At 70.4% G+C, this 15,746-nt stretch carries 12 protein-coding genes; 6 read left to right on the top strand and 6 right to left on the bottom strand.

Translation table 11 applies throughout. The features are described 5' to 3' along the window. The first annotated feature begins 105 nt into the window (after window positions 1-105). Window positions 106-1,404, top strand: a complete 1,299-nt coding sequence (locus OG782_RS12320; protein ID WP_406450230.1) for a citrate synthase — start codon at window positions 106-108, stop codon at window positions 1,402-1,404. A gap of 636 nt (window positions 1,405-2,040) precedes the next feature. Here OG782_RS12320 and OG782_RS12315 read toward each other — a convergent pair. The 3 genes from OG782_RS12315 to OG782_RS12305 form a co-directional block, all read right to left on the bottom strand. Then, window positions 2,041-4,665 (bottom strand): heavy metal translocating P-type ATPase, encoded by a 2,625-nt coding sequence (locus OG782_RS12315; RefSeq protein ID WP_406450228.1) that lies wholly within the window; start codon window positions 4,663-4,665, stop codon window positions 2,041-2,043. A gap of 132 nt (window positions 4,666-4,797) precedes the next feature. Continuing rightward, window positions 4,798-5,106, bottom strand: a complete 309-nt coding sequence (locus OG782_RS12310) for a heavy-metal-associated domain-containing protein (RefSeq protein WP_406450226.1) — start codon at window positions 5,104-5,106, stop codon at window positions 4,798-4,800. Window positions 5,107-5,205: 99 nt separating this feature from the next. After that, window positions 5,206-5,847, bottom strand: a complete 642-nt coding sequence (locus tag OG782_RS12305; RefSeq protein WP_406459016.1) for a TetR family transcriptional regulator — start codon at window positions 5,845-5,847, stop codon at window positions 5,206-5,208. Between the two features lie 484 nt (window positions 5,848-6,331). Here OG782_RS12305 and OG782_RS12300 point away from each other — a divergent pair, with 484 nt between their 5' ends. After that, window positions 6,332-8,554 carry an MMPL family transporter gene (locus tag OG782_RS12300; RefSeq protein ID WP_406450224.1) on the top strand — a complete coding sequence of 741 codons (2,223 nt, stop codon included), beginning with the start codon at window positions 6,332-6,334 and terminating at the stop codon, window positions 8,552-8,554. 197 nt (window positions 8,555-8,751) lie between these two features. Here OG782_RS12300 and OG782_RS12295 read toward each other — a convergent pair whose 3' ends face one another. The 3 genes from OG782_RS12295 to OG782_RS12285 all read right to left on the bottom strand — a co-directional run bounded on the left by OG782_RS12295 (window position 8,752) and on the right by OG782_RS12285 (window position 10,923). Further along, a complete protein-coding gene (locus OG782_RS12295; RefSeq protein ID WP_406450222.1) occupies window positions 8,752-8,949 on the bottom strand; it encodes a helix-turn-helix transcriptional regulator in 198 nt (65 codons plus the stop codon). 570 nt (window positions 8,950-9,519) lie between these two features. Further along, the gene (locus tag OG782_RS12290) at window positions 9,520-9,891 is read right to left on the bottom strand and encodes a peptidoglycan-binding domain-containing protein (protein ID WP_406450220.1); all 372 of its coding nucleotides are present in this window, start codon (window positions 9,889-9,891) and stop codon (window positions 9,520-9,522) included. A 111-nt stretch (window positions 9,892-10,002) separates the two neighbouring features. After that, entirely contained in the window at window positions 10,003-10,923 is a 921-nt protein-coding gene (locus OG782_RS12285) for a sugar phosphate isomerase/epimerase family protein (RefSeq protein WP_406450218.1), read from the bottom strand. Between the two features lie 148 nt (window positions 10,924-11,071). Between OG782_RS12285 and iolC the strand changes: the two genes are divergently transcribed. The 4 genes from iolC to iolD are packed head-to-tail and all read left to right on the top strand — an operon-like array spanning window position 11,072 to window position 15,745. Beyond that, window positions 11,072-12,082, top strand: a complete 1,011-nt coding sequence (gene iolC / locus OG782_RS12280; protein ID WP_406450216.1) for a 5-dehydro-2-deoxygluconokinase — start codon at window positions 11,072-11,074, stop codon at window positions 12,080-12,082. Continuing rightward, the gene (locus tag OG782_RS12275) at window positions 12,079-12,996 is read left to right on the top strand and encodes a deoxyribose-phosphate aldolase (protein ID WP_406450214.1); all 918 of its coding nucleotides are present in this window, start codon (window positions 12,079-12,081) and stop codon (window positions 12,994-12,996) included. The genes iolC and OG782_RS12275 overlap by 4 nt, the downstream gene beginning before the upstream one ends. Further along, window positions 12,993-13,874 carry a 5-deoxy-glucuronate isomerase gene (gene iolB, locus OG782_RS12270; protein WP_406450212.1) on the top strand — a complete coding sequence of 294 codons (882 nt, stop codon included), beginning with the start codon at window positions 12,993-12,995 and terminating at the stop codon, window positions 13,872-13,874. The genes OG782_RS12275 and iolB overlap by 4 nt, the downstream gene beginning before the upstream one ends. Continuing rightward, window positions 13,871-15,745, top strand: coding sequence for a 3D-(3,5/4)-trihydroxycyclohexane-1,2-dione acylhydrolase (decyclizing) (gene iolD / locus OG782_RS12265; RefSeq protein WP_406450210.1), 1,875 nt, complete (start codon window positions 13,871-13,873; stop codon window positions 15,743-15,745). Before iolB ends, iolD begins: the two co-directional genes overlap by 4 nt. Window position 15,746 lies beyond the last annotated feature (1 nt).

The following is a 15,746-nucleotide window of genomic DNA, read 5'->3' as shown; positions in this document are numbered from 1 at the left end:
TAGGTCCAATGGACGACCCCGAGTGCACTCTCCTGAGCCAAATGGGGGAGGGTGGAGACAGTCAGGGAACCTCGAAGAAGAGGCACTACGTCGGTGAGGGATGACGTGAGCGAGCACACCAACAACGCTGTAGTACTGCGGTACGGCGATGGCGAGTACACCTACCCGGTGATCGACAGCACCGTCGGCGACAAGGGCTTCGACATCGGGAAGCTCCGGGCGAACACCGGTCTGGTGACGCTGGACAGCGGATACGGCAACACCGCTGCCTATAAATCGGCCATCACCTACCTCGATGGCGAGCAGGGCATCCTGCGGTACCGCGGCTACCCGATCGAGCAGCTCGCCGAGCGCTCGACGTTCCTCGAGGTCGCGTACACGCTCATCAACGGTGACCTTCCCAAGGTCGACGAGCTGTCGACCTTCAAGAATGAGATCACCCAGCACACGCTGCTGCACGAGGACGTCAAGCGGTTCTTCGACGGCTTCCCGCGCGACGCCCACCCGATGGCCATGCTGTCCTCGGTCGTCAGCGCGCTGTCCACGTTCTACCAGGACAGCCACAACCCGTTCGACGAGGAGCAGCGTCACCTCTCGACGATCCGGCTGCTGGCCAAGCTGCCGACCATCGCGGCGTACGCGTACAAGAAGTCGATCGGTCACCCGTTCGTCTACCCGCGCAACGACCTCGGTTACGTCGAGAACTTCCTGCGGATGACCTTCTCGGTTCCCGCCCAGGAGTACGACCTGGACCCGGTCGTCGTCTCCGCGCTCGACAAGCTGCTCATCCTGCACGCGGACCACGAGCAGAACTGTTCGACCTCCACCGTGCGTCTGGTCGGCTCCTCGCAGGCGAACATGTTCGCCTCGATCTCCGCCGGCATCTCGGCTCTGTGGGGCCCCCTGCACGGTGGCGCCAACCAGTCCGTGCTGGAGATGCTGGAAGGCATCAAGGCCAACGGCGGCGACGTCGACTCCTTCATCCGCAAGGTGAAGAACAAGGAGGACGGCGTCCGCCTGATGGGCTTCGGCCACCGGGTGTACAAGTCCTTCGACCCGCGCGCCAAGATCATTAAGGCCGCCGCCCACGACGTGCTGTCCGCGCTCGGCAAGTCCGACGAGCTGCTCGACATCGCGCTCAAGCTGGAGGAGCACGCGCTCTCCGACGAGTACTTCGTCTCGCGCAACCTCTACCCCAACGTGGACTTCTACACGGGCCTGATCTACCGCGCCATGGGCTTCCCGACCGAGATGTTCACCGTGCTCTTCGCGATCGGCCGTCTCCCCGGCTGGATCGCCCAGTGGCACGAGATGATCAAGGAGCCGGGTTCCCGCATCGGCCGCCCGCGCCAGATCTACACCGGCGAGGTCCTGCGCGACTTCGTCCCGGTCGAGGGCCGCTGAGCTCGGACCCGACCCGCACCACTCCGGCCCTGACGGCCGGTTGCCTTCGCCCCGACTGCCGCGCTTTCGCACAGAGCGCGGTGTCCGGGGCGATTTGCTTGTCCGGGGTGGGGGCGGCGGTCGGGGCCGGTGCGGGGGCGGTGGCGTGTTGTCGGGGGCGCCGTGCCTGTCCGGGAGTGCTGCGCCTGTCCGGGAGCGCTGGGCGTGTCCGGGAGCGCTGGGCGTGTCCGGGAGCGCTCCCGGACACAGAAAGCGAGAAGCGCCTCGTCATCGATCCCCCCACGGGCCGACAACGAGGCGCTTCCCATATCCCGGAGCGGATTCCCCCCACGGGATCCGGCCGGGCGTTCTGTGGGAGCCGAAGCTCCTGGGTGTTGTTCCTCGGGTCCTGCTGCTTTCGCTGGTCCTGCGCTTCTTGCCTGCTGCCTGCTGCCTGCGGTCTGCCGGGGTACGTACCGACGGGAGGGCCGCTCAAAGCTCCCCGGTGTACGTGCCCCGGCCAACGCTTGCCCGGAGCATCCCCCAAGACGCTCCGTCGGACGTCCCCCAAGACATCCTTGGCATCGCACTCTAAGACTCTCGAACCCATCGAATGGTTACCCTGAAACCGATGTGATCTGAATCTCATTGTGGAAATTACGTGAAGGACCGCAGGCGCAGGCTGTTCGTTACGACGAAGACCGATGAGAACGCCATCGCCGCTCCCGCAATCATAGGGCTGAGCAGGCCAAATGCCGCAAGGGGTAGAGCGGCAACGTTGTAACCGAATGCCCAGAAAAGGTTGCCTTTGATGGTGGTGAGGGTGCGGCGGGAGAGCCGGATGGCGTCAGCAGTCACCTTGAGATCTCCACGAACGAGTGTCAGATCGCTCGCCTCGATCGCGGCGTCCGTGCCGGTTCCCATCGCCAGACCGAGGTCGGCGGTGGCCAGTGCGGCGGCGTCATTGACCCCGTCGCCGACCATGGCGACGGCCCGTCCCTGAGCCTGCAACCCCTTGATGACGTGCACCTTCTCCTCGGGCAGCACCTCGGCCCGGACCTCGTCGATGCCGACCGCACGGGCCACGGAACCGGCCACCGCCCGGTTGTCGCCGGTCAGCAGGATCGGTGTCAGGCCGAGTGCGCGGAGCGCGGCGACGGCCTCCGCGCTGGTTTCCTTCACCGCGTCGGCGACCTCGATGACTCCGCGCGCCTCGCCGTCCCAGGCGACCGCGATGGCCGTACGGCCCTGGGCTGCCGCCTCCGTCACCGCGGCGGCCAGTGCGTCGGGGATGCCGATTCCGGCATCGTCGAGCAACCGGGGGCGGCCGACGAGGACGGCGTGGCCCTCGACGACGCCCTGGACGCCGAGTCCGGGGAGGTTGATGAAGTCCTCGACGGCGGGGAGGGCGGCTCCGGTGCGTTCGGTGGCTCCGGTGGCGACGGCCTGGGCGATGGGGTGTTCGGAGGCGTGCTCCAGGGCTCCGGCGAGGCGCAGGACGTCGGTCTCGGTGACACCGTCCGCGGTGTGGACGGCCTGGAGGGTCATCCTGCCGGTGGTGACGGTGCCGGTCTTGTCCAGGACGATGGTGTCCACCCGCCGCGTGGTCTCCAGGACCTCGGGTCCCTTGATCAGGATGCCGAGCTGTGCGCCGCGTCCCGTACCGACCATGAGGGCGGTCGGGGTGGCGAGGCCGAGGGCGCACGGGCAGGCGATGATCAGTACGGCCACGGCGGCCGTGAACGCCGCCGTCACGTCGTCCGTGACCAGCAGCCAGGTGACCAGAGTGGCCAGGGCGATCACCAGGACCACGGGGACGAACACCGCCGAGATCCGGTCGGCCAGGCGCTGCACCTCGGCCTTGCCGTTCTGGGCGTCCTCGACGAGCCGGGCCATCCGGGCCAGCTGGGTGTCGGCGCCGATCCGGGTCGCCTCGACGACGAGCCGGCCGGAGACGTTCACGGTCGCACCCGTGACCGGGTCCCCGGCGCGCACGTCGACGGGGACTGACTCGCCGGTGAGCATCGAGGCGTCCACGGCGGACGAGCCCTCGACGACGGTGCCGTCGGTGGCGACCTTCTCACCGGGGCGTACGACGAAGCGGTCGCCGACGGTGAGCCGGCCGACGGGGATGCGCACCTCGGTGCCGCCCCGCAGGACCACGACGTCCTTGGCGCCGAGGTGCATCAGCGCCCGCAGTGCGGATCCGGCCTTCCGCTTGGACTTCGCCTCCAGGTAGCGGCCCAGCAGGATGAAGGTCACGACGCCGGCGGCGACCTCCAGATAGATCGTCGAGGAGCCCTCCGTACGGGAGGCGGTGAAGTCGAAGCCGTGCCGCATGCCGGGCATTCCGGCGTCGCCGAGGAACAGGGCCCAGAGCGACCAGCCGAAGGCGGCGAGGGTCCCGACCGAGACCAGCGTGTCCATGGTGGCGGCGCCGTGCCGCAGGTTGGTCCAGGCGGCACGGTGGAAGGGCAGTCCGCCCCAGACGACGACGGGGGCCGCGAGGGTGAGGGAGAGCCACTGCCAGTTGTCGAACTGGAGCGCCGGGATCATCGCCAGTACGACGACGGGGGTGGCGAGGACGGCCGAGACGATGAGCCGCTGACGCAGCGAGGCGAGTGCGGCGGCAGGGGCCTCGTCGGGGTCGTCGTCGGAGTCGGAGTCGGAGTCGGAGTCCTGACCGGTCGTGCCGGCGGTGGTGTCAGTGGCCGAGTCACTGGCCGAGTCACTGGCCGAGTCACCCGTGGTTTCGCCGGTCGTTTCGTCGGTCGTTTCGTCGGTCGTTTCGTCGGCCGTGGCACTGGGCGTGCCATCGGTCGTGGGGCCGGACACGGCTTCGGTTTCCGGCACGGCTTCGGCTTCGGCCTCGGGCCCGGTTACGGTCTCCGGTCCGGTGGGGGCGTCGGCCGTGTACGGGCTCCCCGCGGTGTCGGTGAGGGCGTCTGCGGCCGGGGCCGGTCCGGTGGCGCCCGGCGCGTGGGGCGCCGGTGAGTGCCCGGCCGGCGGTGGGGGCGGCGGAGTCGGCGCGGGGCGGCGGACCGGCCGGGCCGTGTAACCCGTCTTCTCGACGGTGGCGATCAGATCCGCGAGACCTGTCCCCGGGCCGTAGGCGACGCGCGCCTTCTCGGTCGCGTAATTGACGGTGGCGGTGACCCCGTCCATCCGGTTCAGCTTCTTCTCGACACGGGCCGCGCATGAGGCGCAGGTCATCCCGCCGATCCTGAGCTCGGCCTCCGAGCTCTCCGCTGCCGGGACCTCGACATCTGTTGCGCTGTGCATGTCCGAACTCCTGAAACGCCGACCGGGCCGTGCCCCACCAGTATCTGCTGGTCGGCCCGGCCCGGCGGCTAAGGGGTGGTGCGGGTGGTGCTGGTGATGCAAGTGGTCCGGGTGGCGTGGACCGCGACGCGGTCAGGCCTGGCCGGTGAGCTCGTACCCGGCCTCGTCGACGGCGGCGCGCACTGCTTCCTCGTCCAGCGGGGCCTGGGAGGCGACCGTCACCTGCCCGGTGGACGCCACGGCCTTCACCGAGGTGACACCCTCGATGGCGGAGACCTCCTTGGAGATCGCGCTCTCGCAGTGTCCGCAGGTCATGCCGGACACCTGGTAGACCGTGGTCACGCCGCCCTGCTCGGCGTCCGCGCCCGCACTGTCGTGGCAGGAACCGCTGGGCGAGCAGCAGGAGCCGGTCGCCTGGGGGAGCTGGGTCTCGGCGGTCATCGTGTTCTCCTCTTCGACGGGCACAAATGAGTGTGGCGGCAGGGGCCCAGGAGGACTCCGGGAAGGCCGGTGCGCCTCCACACTCATGACTATATACCCCTAGGGGGTATCAGTGCGAGCGCCTTGGCCCGCCTGGCCGCCATTCGGGTGAGAGTCCGCCCGAGGGGTGCATGAGGGGCTTTCGCGGATCAGTGGCTCTAGGTAGCGGTGGAGGATCGTCTTGAGCTCCCGGATGTACGCCTCCCGCTCGTCACCCTCGTGCTCCATGATCACGTCCAGCCCGGCCTTGAACAGGGTGAAGATCATGGTGGCGACCCGCGTGATCTCGGCGCGAGGGGCGTCGGGCAGGTAGCCGGCGAGGATCGTCTCGACGCGGGTGAGCATCGTCATGTGGAGGTGGTCGTGCCCCTGCGTGATGATGCCGGGGATCTCGGAGCCGTGCATCAGGACCGGGAAGGCCGGATTCTCGCAGTTGAACGCGATGAGCGGGTCGAGGGTGGCGTCGAGCATCCTGTCCAGCGGCAGCGTGAGGTGATCGGGAAGGAAGGCCGCTCCGTAGGTCTCCCGCCAGCGGTCCAGGAGCTGGTCCCCGAGCTCGACCGCGATGGCCTCCTTGTTCGGGAAGAACTGATAGAGCGTGCCGGGCGAGACCCCGGCCTCGCGGGCGATGGCGTTGGTGCTCGCGCCGGTGTATCCGCTCGTGCAGAAGACGCTGGCGGCTGCCTTGAGGAGCTGGGCGATACGGGCCTCGCCGCGGGCCTGGCGGCGGCGAGGGCGTGCCGGGGTGTCCTTCCGGCCCGCCGACCCCTTGCCCGACCCCTTGCCCGACTCCTCGCCGGCTGCCTTGCCCGTCGCCCTGTCCGTCGCCTTGCCCGTCGCCTTGCCCGTCGCCCTGTCCGTCGCCTTGCCTGTCGCCTTGCTCCTGGCCGCCGCGCGGTGGTCAGGAGTCTTCGCGGCCCCGGTGGTTCGTGCGGCTCCCGCCGCTGCGGTGGCGTCTGTGGCCCCGGTGTCCCCGGTGCCCTCCGCTCTGGCCTCCGACACGGTGTATCCCCAGCTTTCGTGCGCGGTTGACAAACGCGAGAGGTCGCTCGCATTCTTATGAAACGCGAGCGATGACTCGTGTTTGCCAGTGTATGTGGCAACGACTGATCCATGCTGCCCTGTGCGGCTGCTTCGTGCTGCCGCCCCGTGCGCCCGGATCCGGGGGAAAAGGGGACACCGCACCATGCCTGAAGTCAACGGCCCGCAGCGCCTCGGGGGCTGGACCCGCTTCGTCACCGCGCGCCCGCGTCTCGCGCTGCTGACGGCCCTGGTGATCACCGCGCTCGCGGTCTTCGCGGGCAGCGGGGTCGCCGACCGGATGGGCAGCGGCGGATGGGAGTCCCCGCACGCCGAATCGACCTATGCGACGAAGGCGCTGGAGCGCGAGTTCCCCGCCTCCCAGCCGAATCTCCTGCTGCTGCTCGACAGTGGCACCGCTTCCGTGGACGATCCGGCCGTGGCCGCCGAGGCGGCGCGCCTCACCGAGCGACTGGCCGCCGAGAAGGACGTCATCGGCGTTCGCTCGTACTGGCAGGGCAGGACACCCGCGCTGCGCGCCGAGGACGGCAAGGAAGCACTGATCGCCGCCCGGATCGAGGGCGACGACAAGGCAGCCGGTGAGGTCCTGGACCGGATAGCCCCGGAGTACCGGGGAGCGCACGGGCCGGTGCATGTCTCGGTCGGCGGCCCCGTCGCCGTACGGCACGAGATGCAGACGATCATCCAGGACGACCTGCTCAGGGCCGAGATGATCGCGCTGCCGGTCACGCTCGTGCTGCTCGTCATGGTCTTCGGCAGCGCGATCGCCGCCCTGCTGCCCTTGGGTGTCGGCATCGTCGCCATTCTCGGCACCAACGCCGTGCTGCGCGGCATCACCGAATTCACCGATGTCTCGGTCTTCGCCCAGAACCTCACCACGGCTCTCGGCCTCGGACTCGCCATCGACTACGCCTTGTTCATCGTGCGCCGGTTCCGCGAGGAGCTCGCCGCCGGTGCCGATACGCGAGAGGCGGTGGGCACCACCCTGCGCACCGCGGGGCGGACGGTCCTGTTCTCCGCGCTGACCGTCGCGGTCTCGCTGGCCGCGATGCTGGTCTTCCCGCAGTACTTCCTCCGCTCGTTCGCCTACGCGGGCATCGCGGTGGTGCTGCTGGCCGCCGCTGCCGCGCTGATCCTCCTGCCGGCCGCGCTGATGCTGCTCGGCCCGCGGGTCAACTCCTTCGACCTGCGGAAGCTGCTGCGCCGGGGGCGCGGGGAGTCCGATGGTGCCGAATCCGGCAGGGGCTGGGGCAGGTTCGCCGCACTGGTGATGCGCAGGGCGCCGCTCTTCGCCTTCGCCACGAGCGTCGGGCTGGTACTGCTCGGACTGCCCTTCCTGGGGGTGAAGTTCGGTACGGCGGACGACCGTCAGCTGCCGGCGACCGCCGAGTCGCACGTGGTGCAGCAGCACCTCCGCGAGGGTTTCCCCGGCAGCCCCGGCGGAGGCCTAGACGTTCTAGCGGAAGGGGCGGCGACACCTGCCCAGTTCGCCGAGTACCGCAGCCGGATCGCCGGCCTCCCCGGGGTCCTGCGGGTCGACGGCCCGGTCACCGAGGGGCAGGCGGCCTACTTCAGCGTGCTGGCGGAGGGGGAGCCGGTGGGGGAGCAGTCGCAGCGGCTCGTGAAGGACCTGCGGGCCGAGCACGCTCCCTTCGACACCTCGGTGACGGGGACGGCGGCGGTGCTGGTCGACTCGAAGGACGCCATAGCGGACCGGCTGCCGTGGGCGGTGGGCATCATCGCCGTGGTGACACTGCTGCTGGTGTTCCTGCTGACCGGAAGCGTCCTGATCCCCGTCCAGGCCGTCGTGCTCAACGCCCTGAGCCTCACGGCGATGTTCGGAGCCGTCGTCTGGGTCTTCCAGGACGGGCATCTGTCCGGAATGCTCTCCTTCACCAGCACGGGAGACATAGAGACGACGCTGCCGGTGCTCATGTTCTGCGTCGCCTTCGGGCTCTCCATGGACTACGGGGTGTTCCTGCTCTCCAGGATCAAGGAGGAGTACGACCGGACCGGTGACCACGAACAGGCGGTCGGCTTCGGGCTGCGGCACACCGGCGGGCTGATCACCGCGGCAGCCGTGATCCTGGCAGTCGTGATGGTCGCCATCGGCACGTCACGGGTGACCAACACCAAGATGCTCGGCCTCGGCATCGCGCTCGCGGTGCTGATGGACGCGATGGTCGTGCGCAGTCTGCTGGTCCCGTCGGTGATGAAGCTGATGGGCCGGGCGACGTGGTGGGCCCCGGCACCTCTGAAGAGGTTCCACCGGCGGTTCGGTCTCAGTGAAGGCGAGACAGTGCGGCCGGACGCCGTGGAGATACCCGAGCCCGCGCAGGAGCGGGAAAGGATCACCAGCGGGGCTTGAGCTGACGCCCGCCGCCGGGGCGCCGGCCGCGTGCGTCAGGAAGAGGCCCCGCGCGGCGACGGGTGGGTGCCGATCGCCGCACGGGGCCAGGGGGAAGAGGGGGAGGAGGGAAGGAAGGAGGGAGGAGGGAGGAGAGAGGGGGCGGGAGGGAAGGAGGGGGGAGGGGGCGGGAAGGAGGGAGAGGGGGCGGGAGCCGGTCAGTCCCGGCGGCCCCGATTACCCGGGCGGGCGGCGACCCAGGTGCGGATGGTGTCCGCATACCAGTAGGGCTTGCCGGTCTCCACGTGATCCGGCGCCGGAAGGAGTCCGTGTTTGCGGTAGGAGCGGACGGTGTCCGGCTGCACCCGGATGTGCGCGGCGATGTCCTTGTAGGACCAGAGCTTTCTGTCCGTCATAAGTGCCACCTCTCTGTACCGCAGCGGCGGCCTGGGGGCCGTCGGGGGAGCTGCGGCACGGACGCTGACGATCACTCAGCCTGTGTGTGGTGAACGACGGATGGCCGGGGCGGGCTGGGGCTGTCGAGCGCCTGTGACGGAAAACCCGCGTAACCGAGATATGTGTGACGAGGAGGTGATCTCTGTGACAGAAGGCGCGCACAGGGCTCAATGGGGCGCGTGGGCAGGGAGGGGCACAACAGGGCTCACACGCCGGGTGTGCCGTGTGAGCCCTGCTTGGAGGGGCCGGGGACCGGGAGCGCGCCGGGGACCGGAACGCGCCGGGTGCAGGGAATGCGCCGGGGGCCGGGAGCGCGCCGGGGACCGGAACGCGCCGGGACCGGTCGACTTCGCGCCCGAGCCGGCCGTGCGCCCGAGCCGGCACGCCCGTGTAGTCGGGCACGCCTCGTCACACGCCCCTACACGTCCGCGCCTCCACACGCGAGTGTCGCTACGCGTACTCCTCGCTACGCGTACTCCCAACTACGTGCGCTCCTCGCTACGCGTACTCCCAACTACGCGCGCTCCTCGCTACGCGTGCCAGAGCGCTGCCCAGGTGTGTGCGTCGACGAGGCCGTTCGGCAGGAGGGGTGCATGGTCGGACTGGAAGCGCTGGACGGCGTCCAGGGTCCGCACGTCGAACGTGCCGTTGACCGCCTCCCACGGAAGGTAGCGCCGGTTGGCCAGCATGCACTGCACCTGGAAGACGCGGTCACCCTGCTCCCCGAAGGCGGTCAGGGCGTCGCCGTCGTAGAAGGCGCAGACGGGGCTGGAGCCGGGCGGCGGCACGTTGTTCTCGTCGGCCGTGGCACCCGGGGCCACGGCGACTGCGCTGGCCAGGGCGAGGGCGGCCAGGGCCGAGGCCCGGGCTGTCCGGTGGAGCGGCAGCTTCTTGCGGATCACGTGAGTTGCTCCTCGTGTGGTGCGTCGGTGCGTTGGTGGGAGCGAGGCACGGCCGTGGCCGGGCTCCGGCTCCCGCTTCTCACCGGGACAACACCGCGTACGGCCTACACGTCACTTCCGAGGGGCGCCGCAGGAGCGGAGGAACTCCCGGGTGCGGCGGGCGATCGGGAAGGGCTGGTCCGGCGGGCACGGGTACATGTCCTGCTCGACGATCGCGAACAGGTCGACGTCCAGTCGGCGGGCGGCGGCGAGTACCGGTTCCAGGGCCGGGACCCCGCCCGGCGGTTCGCACATCACGCCGCGCGCCACGGCAGGTCCGAACGGCACCTCGTTCGCCACCACGTCGGCCAGGATCTCCGGATCCACCTGCTTGAGGTGCAGGTAGCCGATCCGCTCGCCGTACGTCTCGATCAGCTTGACGCTGTCGCCGCCGCAGTAGGCGTAGTGGCCGGTGTCGAGGCAGAGCGAGACAAGGGCGGGATCGGTGGCGTCGAGGAAACGGCTGACGTTCTCCTCGCTGTCGATATGCGTGTCGGCATGGGGGTGGACGACGATGCGCAGGCCGTAGCGGTCCTGCACCTCGCGCCCCAGCCGTTCGGTCTGCGCGGTCAGGTGGTGCCACTGCTCCGCGGTGAGGGTGCGGTCCTCCAGCACCTCACCCGTCTTGTCGTCACGCCAGAACGACGGGATGACCACGAGATGATCGGCGCCCATCGCCCGGGTGAGTGCCGCGATGTCGGCGACATGCGCCCAGGTCCGGTCCCAGACGTCCGGGCCGTGGTGCAATCCGGTGAAAACGGTGCCTGCCGAAACGGAGAGCCCGCGGCTGCGGGTCTCGTCGGCGAGGCGGGCGGGGTCGGTCGGGAGGTAGCCGTACGGGCCGAGCTCGATCCACTCGTAGCCCGCGGTGGAGACCTCGTCGAGGAAGCGCCGCCAGGGCACTTGCCGCGGATCGTCGGGGAACCACACCCCCCAGGAGTCGGGCGCTGAGCCGATGCGGATGCGGGCCGGGGCGGATGCGGAGGAGGTCATGCGCCAAGCCTCACGGCCGGGGGAGAGGAGTGTCAAGCATTCGTCCGTATGTCCGTACAAATGATTGACAACGGTCCGGGGCAGGAGTTAGACCGGAGGCCGGCCGCCGCGGCAGCCGGCCTGTGCACAGGAGTCGGAGGGACACGGAATGCCTGAGCCGTACGACGTGATCACGATGGGCCGGATCGGGGTGGATCTCTACCCCCTGCAGACAGGTCTGCCGCTGGCCCGGGTCGACACCTTCGGGAAGTTCCTCGGCGGCTCGCCCACCAACGTCGCCGTCGCGGCGGCCCGCCTCGGCCGGCGCACCGCGGTGGTGACCCGGACCGGGCAGGACGCGTTCGGGGAGTATCTCCGGCACCAGCTGCGGGAGTTCGGTGTGGACGACCGGTGGGTGACGCCCGTCGCCGCGTACCCGACACCGGTCACCTTCTGCGAGATCTTCCCTCCCGACGACTTCCCCCTCTACTTCTACCGGCTGCCCAAGGCCCCGGACCTGGAGATCCACGAGTCGGAGCTCGACCTGGAAGCGGTCAGGTCCGCCCGGGTGTTCTGGATGACCGGCACCGGGCTGTGCGCCGAGCCGAGCCGTACCGCGACGCTGGCGGCACTGCGCGCCCGCGACCGGTCCGGTATCACGGTCTTCGATCTCGACTGGCGGCCGATGTTCTGGGACCGGGACACCGCCGAGAAGTCCGGGCCCGGCGCCGCACCCGCCACCCGCTACCGCGAGGCGCTCGCGCACGCCACCGTCGCCGTGGGCAATCTCGAGGAGTGCGAGATCGCGACCGGCGAGCGCGAACCGTACGCCGCCGCCCGCGCGCTCATCGACGCGGGCGTCGAGCTCGCCGTCGTGAAACAGGGCCCCGCAGGCGTCCTCGCCGTGCACCGGGACGGCACGGTCGCCGACGTCCCGCCGCTCCCCGTCGAGGTGGTCAACGGCCTCGGCGCGGGCGACGCGTTCGGCGGCGCGCTCTGCCACGGACTGCTCGCCGGCTGGGAGACCGCCCGCATCATGCGGTACGCCAACGCCGCCGGGGCCATCGTCGCCTCCCGCCTCGCTTGCTCGTCCGCCATGCCATATCCGTACGAGGTCGAAGCCGCCCTCGCCGAGGGAGCCGTCACAGTCGCACAGGGCCCGGCCGGAGCGGCCTCATGACCCCCGCCGCCGCCGGCCTCTCCGATCTCGTCCAGCTGCGCATGCACCACCCCGAGGCCGTCGCCGAGGCCGCGGCCCGGCGCAGCCGACGGCCGCTCGTCTCCAGTAGCGGACGGCTGATGATCGTCGCGGCCGACCACCCCGCCCGCGGCGCGCTGGCGGTCGGCGGACGCGAACTGGCCATGGCCAACCGGTTCGAGCTGCTGGAGCGGCTCTGCCTGGCCCTCTCCCGTCCAGGCGTCGACGGTGTCCTCGCCACCGCCGACATCCTCGACGACCTGCTGCTCCTGGGCGCGCTGGAGGGCAAGGTCGTCATCGGTTCCATGAACCGCGGCGGGCTGGCCGGCGCCGCCTTCGAGCTCGACGACCGCTTCACCGGCCACCGCCCCGAGGACCTCGTCCGCCTCGGCTTCGACGCCGGCAAGCTCCTGCTGCGCATCGACCACCACGACCCCGGCTCCCTCGACACGATGCACACCACCGCCCGGGCCATCGACGCCATGGCCGCACACCGGCTCCCGGTCTTCGTCGAACCGTTCCTCTGCCGCCGCACGGGCGGCAAGGTCCGCAACGACCTGAGCGCCGGGGCGGTCAGCACGGCCATCGCGATCGCCTCGGGGCTGGCCGGCACCTCCGCGTACACCTGGCTCAAGGTCCCCGTCACCGAGAGGCCCGAGGACATGGCGCAGGTCATGGAGAGCTCCACACTGCCCGCCGTCCTGCTGGGCGGCGAGGTGGGCGACGACCAGGACGTGGCGTACGAGACCTGGCGCACCGCGCTGCGGCTGCCGACCGTCCGGGGCCTCGTGGTGGGGCGCTCACTGCTCTACCCGGCCGACGGAAACGTGACCGCCGCCGTCGACACGGCCGTATCGCTGCTCGCACCACTCGGCACGGACACGGAAGGGACATGAGGATGCACGGAGAACCGGCGTACCACCTGGCCGCGGGCAGTGCGGCGCGCGGTTCCTACTCCCTCGACATCGGCCCGGAACAGGCAGGCTGGGAGTACTCGAGCCTGCGTGTGGTGGAGCTGGAACCGGGAGGAGTTCACACACTTGTCACTGGGGAGAGCGAGTGGATCGTACTGCCGTTGACCGGTGGCTGTACGGTGCGGATCGCAGATGAGATCTTTGAACTGCTGGGCCGGAAAAGCGTGTTCAGCGGGGTATCCGACTTCGCGTACGTACCGCGTGACGCCCATGCACAGATCGCCTCCGGCGCAGGCGGCCGCTTCGCCCTGGCAGGAGCGAAGTGCGAGCGACGACTCCCCGCTCGCTACGGCCCCGCGCCGGAGGTACGTGTCGAGCTGCGCGGCTCCGGCGACTGCTCCCGCCAGGTCAACAACTTCGCCGCCGCCGACGCCTTCGACTGCGACCGGCTGATCGCCGTCGAGGTCCTGACCCCCGGCGGCAACTGGTCCTCCTACCCGCCGCACAAACACGACGAGCACCACCCCGGCCAGGAGTCCGTCCTGGAGGAGATCTACTACTTCGAGGTGGCGGACGACGGCCTCGGCTACCACCGCGTGTCACCGTCCCGGCCCGGCGGTACGGACGTCCTCGCGGAGGTCCGCAGCGGCGACGCGGTCCTCATCCCGGACGGCTGGCACGGCCCCTCCATCGCCTCGCCCGGCCGCACGCTGTACTACCTCAACGTCATGGCGGGCCCGGGGGAGCAGCGGGAGTGGCTGATCCGCGACCACCCCGACCACAGCTGGATCCGTGACACCTGGCCGGACCGGCCGGTGGATCCCAGGCTCCCGCTCTACGGACCGGAGGCGCGTGGATGACCACCCGCCGTCTCACCACCGCCCAGGCGCTCGTCGCCTTCCTCGCCCGGCAGTACACCGAGCGCGACGGCCGCCGTAACCGGCTGATCGGCGCCACCTGGGGGATCTTCGGCCACGGCAATGTCGCGGGCATCGGCCAGGCCCTCCTGGAGACCGGGGCCGCGATGCCCTACCTCCAGGGCCGCAACGAGCAGGCCATGGTGCACGCGGCCGTCGGATACGCCCGCCAGTGCGGCAGGCTCTCCGCGCACGCCGTCACCACCTCCATCGGCCCCGGCGCCACCAACCTGGTCACCGGCGCCGCCCTCGCCACGATCAACCGCCTCCCGGTCCTGCTGCTGCCCGGCGACACGTTCGCGACCCGCCCCGCCGACCCCGTACTCCAGCAACTCGAAGTGCCCTCCGACGGCGACGTCTCGGTCAACGACTGTCTGCGTCCCGTCTCCCGCTACTTCGACCGCATCACCCGCCCCGAAGCGCTGATCCCGGCCGCGCTCCAGGCGATGCGGGTCCTCGCCGACCCGGCGGAGACCGGCGCGGTCACGCTCGCACTGCCGCAGGACGTCCAGGCCGAGGCGTACGACTGGCCGCTGGAGTTCTTCGCCGAACGCGTCTGGCACGTACGCCGGCCGGTCCCCGATCCCGGCGAGCTCGACCGGGCGGTCCGGGCGGTGCGCGCGGCCCGCAGGCCGCTGATCGTCGCGGGCGGCGGGGTCCATCACAGTGCGGCCGAGGAGACCCTGGCCGCGTTCGCCGCCGCCACCCGAATCCCCGTCGCCTGTACCCAGGCAGGCAAGGGCTCACTGCGTCACGACCACCCCGCCGACGTCGGAGGCATCGGCCACACCGGCACCGCCACCGCCGACGACCTGGCCCGCACCGCCGACCTGGTGATCGGCATCGGCACCCGCTACTCCGACTTCACCACCGCCTCGTCCACCCTCTTCGCCACCCCCGGCGTCCGCTTCCTCAACCTCAACATCACCGGCTTCGACGCACACAAGCTGGGCGCGCTCACGCTCGTCGCCGACGCCCGCACCGCACTCGAAGCCCTCACCACCGCCCTGGCCGGCCACCGCACCGACGCGGCATACGAGAGCGAGTACACCGAGGCCAAGGCCCGTTGGGAACAGCGCGTCGACGCCGCCTACGCCACCCCCGACCCGCAGGCCCGGCCCACCCAGACCCAGGTACTCGGCCTCCTCGACGAACTGGTCACCGACGACGACATCCTCATCAACGCGGCCGGTTCGCTCCCCGGCGACCTGCACAAACTCTGGCGGACCCGGTCCCCGCAGCAGTACCACGTCGAATACGGCTACTCCTGCATGGGATACGAGATCCCGGCCTCGATCGGCGTCCAGCTGGCCGCCCCGGGCCGCCCCGTCTGGGCACTCGTCGGCGACGGCACGTACCTCATGAACCCCACCGAGATCGTCACCGCGGTCCAGGAGAACCTCCCCGTCAAGCTCGTCGTCCTCCAGAACCACGGATACGCCTCGATCGGCGGCCTCTCCGAGTCCACCGGCGGCGAACGCTTCGGTACGGACTACCGCCACCGGGCGGCCGACACCCGCTTCACCGGCCCCCCGCTCCCCGTCGACCTCGCCGCGAACGCCGCCTCGCTCGGGATGCGGGTGCTGCGCGCCGGCACCGTGAGTGACCTGCGCGAAGCCCTCGCCGAGGCGCGTACCGCAGACCGTCCCACTTGTGTCTACGTCGAGACCGAAACGGCAGACACAGTGTCGGGGGCCCCTCCGGCGCAGGCGTGGTGGGATGTTCCCGTAGCCGAAACGGCCACTCGCCCGTCAGCGACAGAAGCCCGGGAAGAGTACGAACGTCACGTCGCGCACCGACGCCGCCACCTCTGAA

It is taken from the genome of Streptomyces sp. NBC_00876 (assembly GCF_045207435.1).
In the GTDB taxonomy this organism is placed as follows: domain Bacteria; phylum Actinomycetota; class Actinomycetes; order Streptomycetales; family Streptomycetaceae; genus Streptomyces.
Note: the sequence above shows the minus strand (reverse complement) of the source record. Positions and strands in the feature narration are given on the sequence as shown.

Excerpts from the sequence above, each read along its gene's own strand:
- OG782_RS12275 (WP_406450214.1), top strand. The coding sequence starts at position 12,079 with ATGACCCCCGCCGCCGCCGGCCTCTCCGATCTCGTCCAGCTGCGCATG.
- iolB (WP_406450212.1), top strand. The coding sequence starts at position 12,993 with ATGAGGATGCACGGAGAACCGGCGTACCACCTGGCCGCGGGCAGTGCG.
- OG782_RS12285 (WP_406450218.1), bottom strand. The coding sequence starts at position 10,923 with ATGACCTCCTCCGCATCCGCCCCGGCCCGCATCCGCATCGGCTCAGCG.
- OG782_RS12315 (WP_406450228.1), bottom strand. The coding sequence starts at position 4,665 with ATGCACAGCGCAACAGATGTCGAGGTCCCGGCAGCGGAGAGCTCGGAG.
- iolD (WP_406450210.1), top strand. The coding sequence starts at position 13,871 with ATGACCACCCGCCGTCTCACCACCGCCCAGGCGCTCGTCGCCTTCCTC.
- iolC (WP_406450216.1), top strand. The coding sequence starts at position 11,072 with ATGCCTGAGCCGTACGACGTGATCACGATGGGCCGGATCGGGGTGGAT.
- OG782_RS12310 (WP_406450226.1), bottom strand. The coding sequence starts at position 5,106 with ATGACCGCCGAGACCCAGCTCCCCCAGGCGACCGGCTCCTGCTGCTCG.
- OG782_RS12300 (WP_406450224.1), top strand. The coding sequence starts at position 6,332 with ATGCCTGAAGTCAACGGCCCGCAGCGCCTCGGGGGCTGGACCCGCTTC.
- OG782_RS12295 (WP_406450222.1), bottom strand. The coding sequence starts at position 8,949 with ATGACGGACAGAAAGCTCTGGTCCTACAAGGACATCGCCGCGCACATC.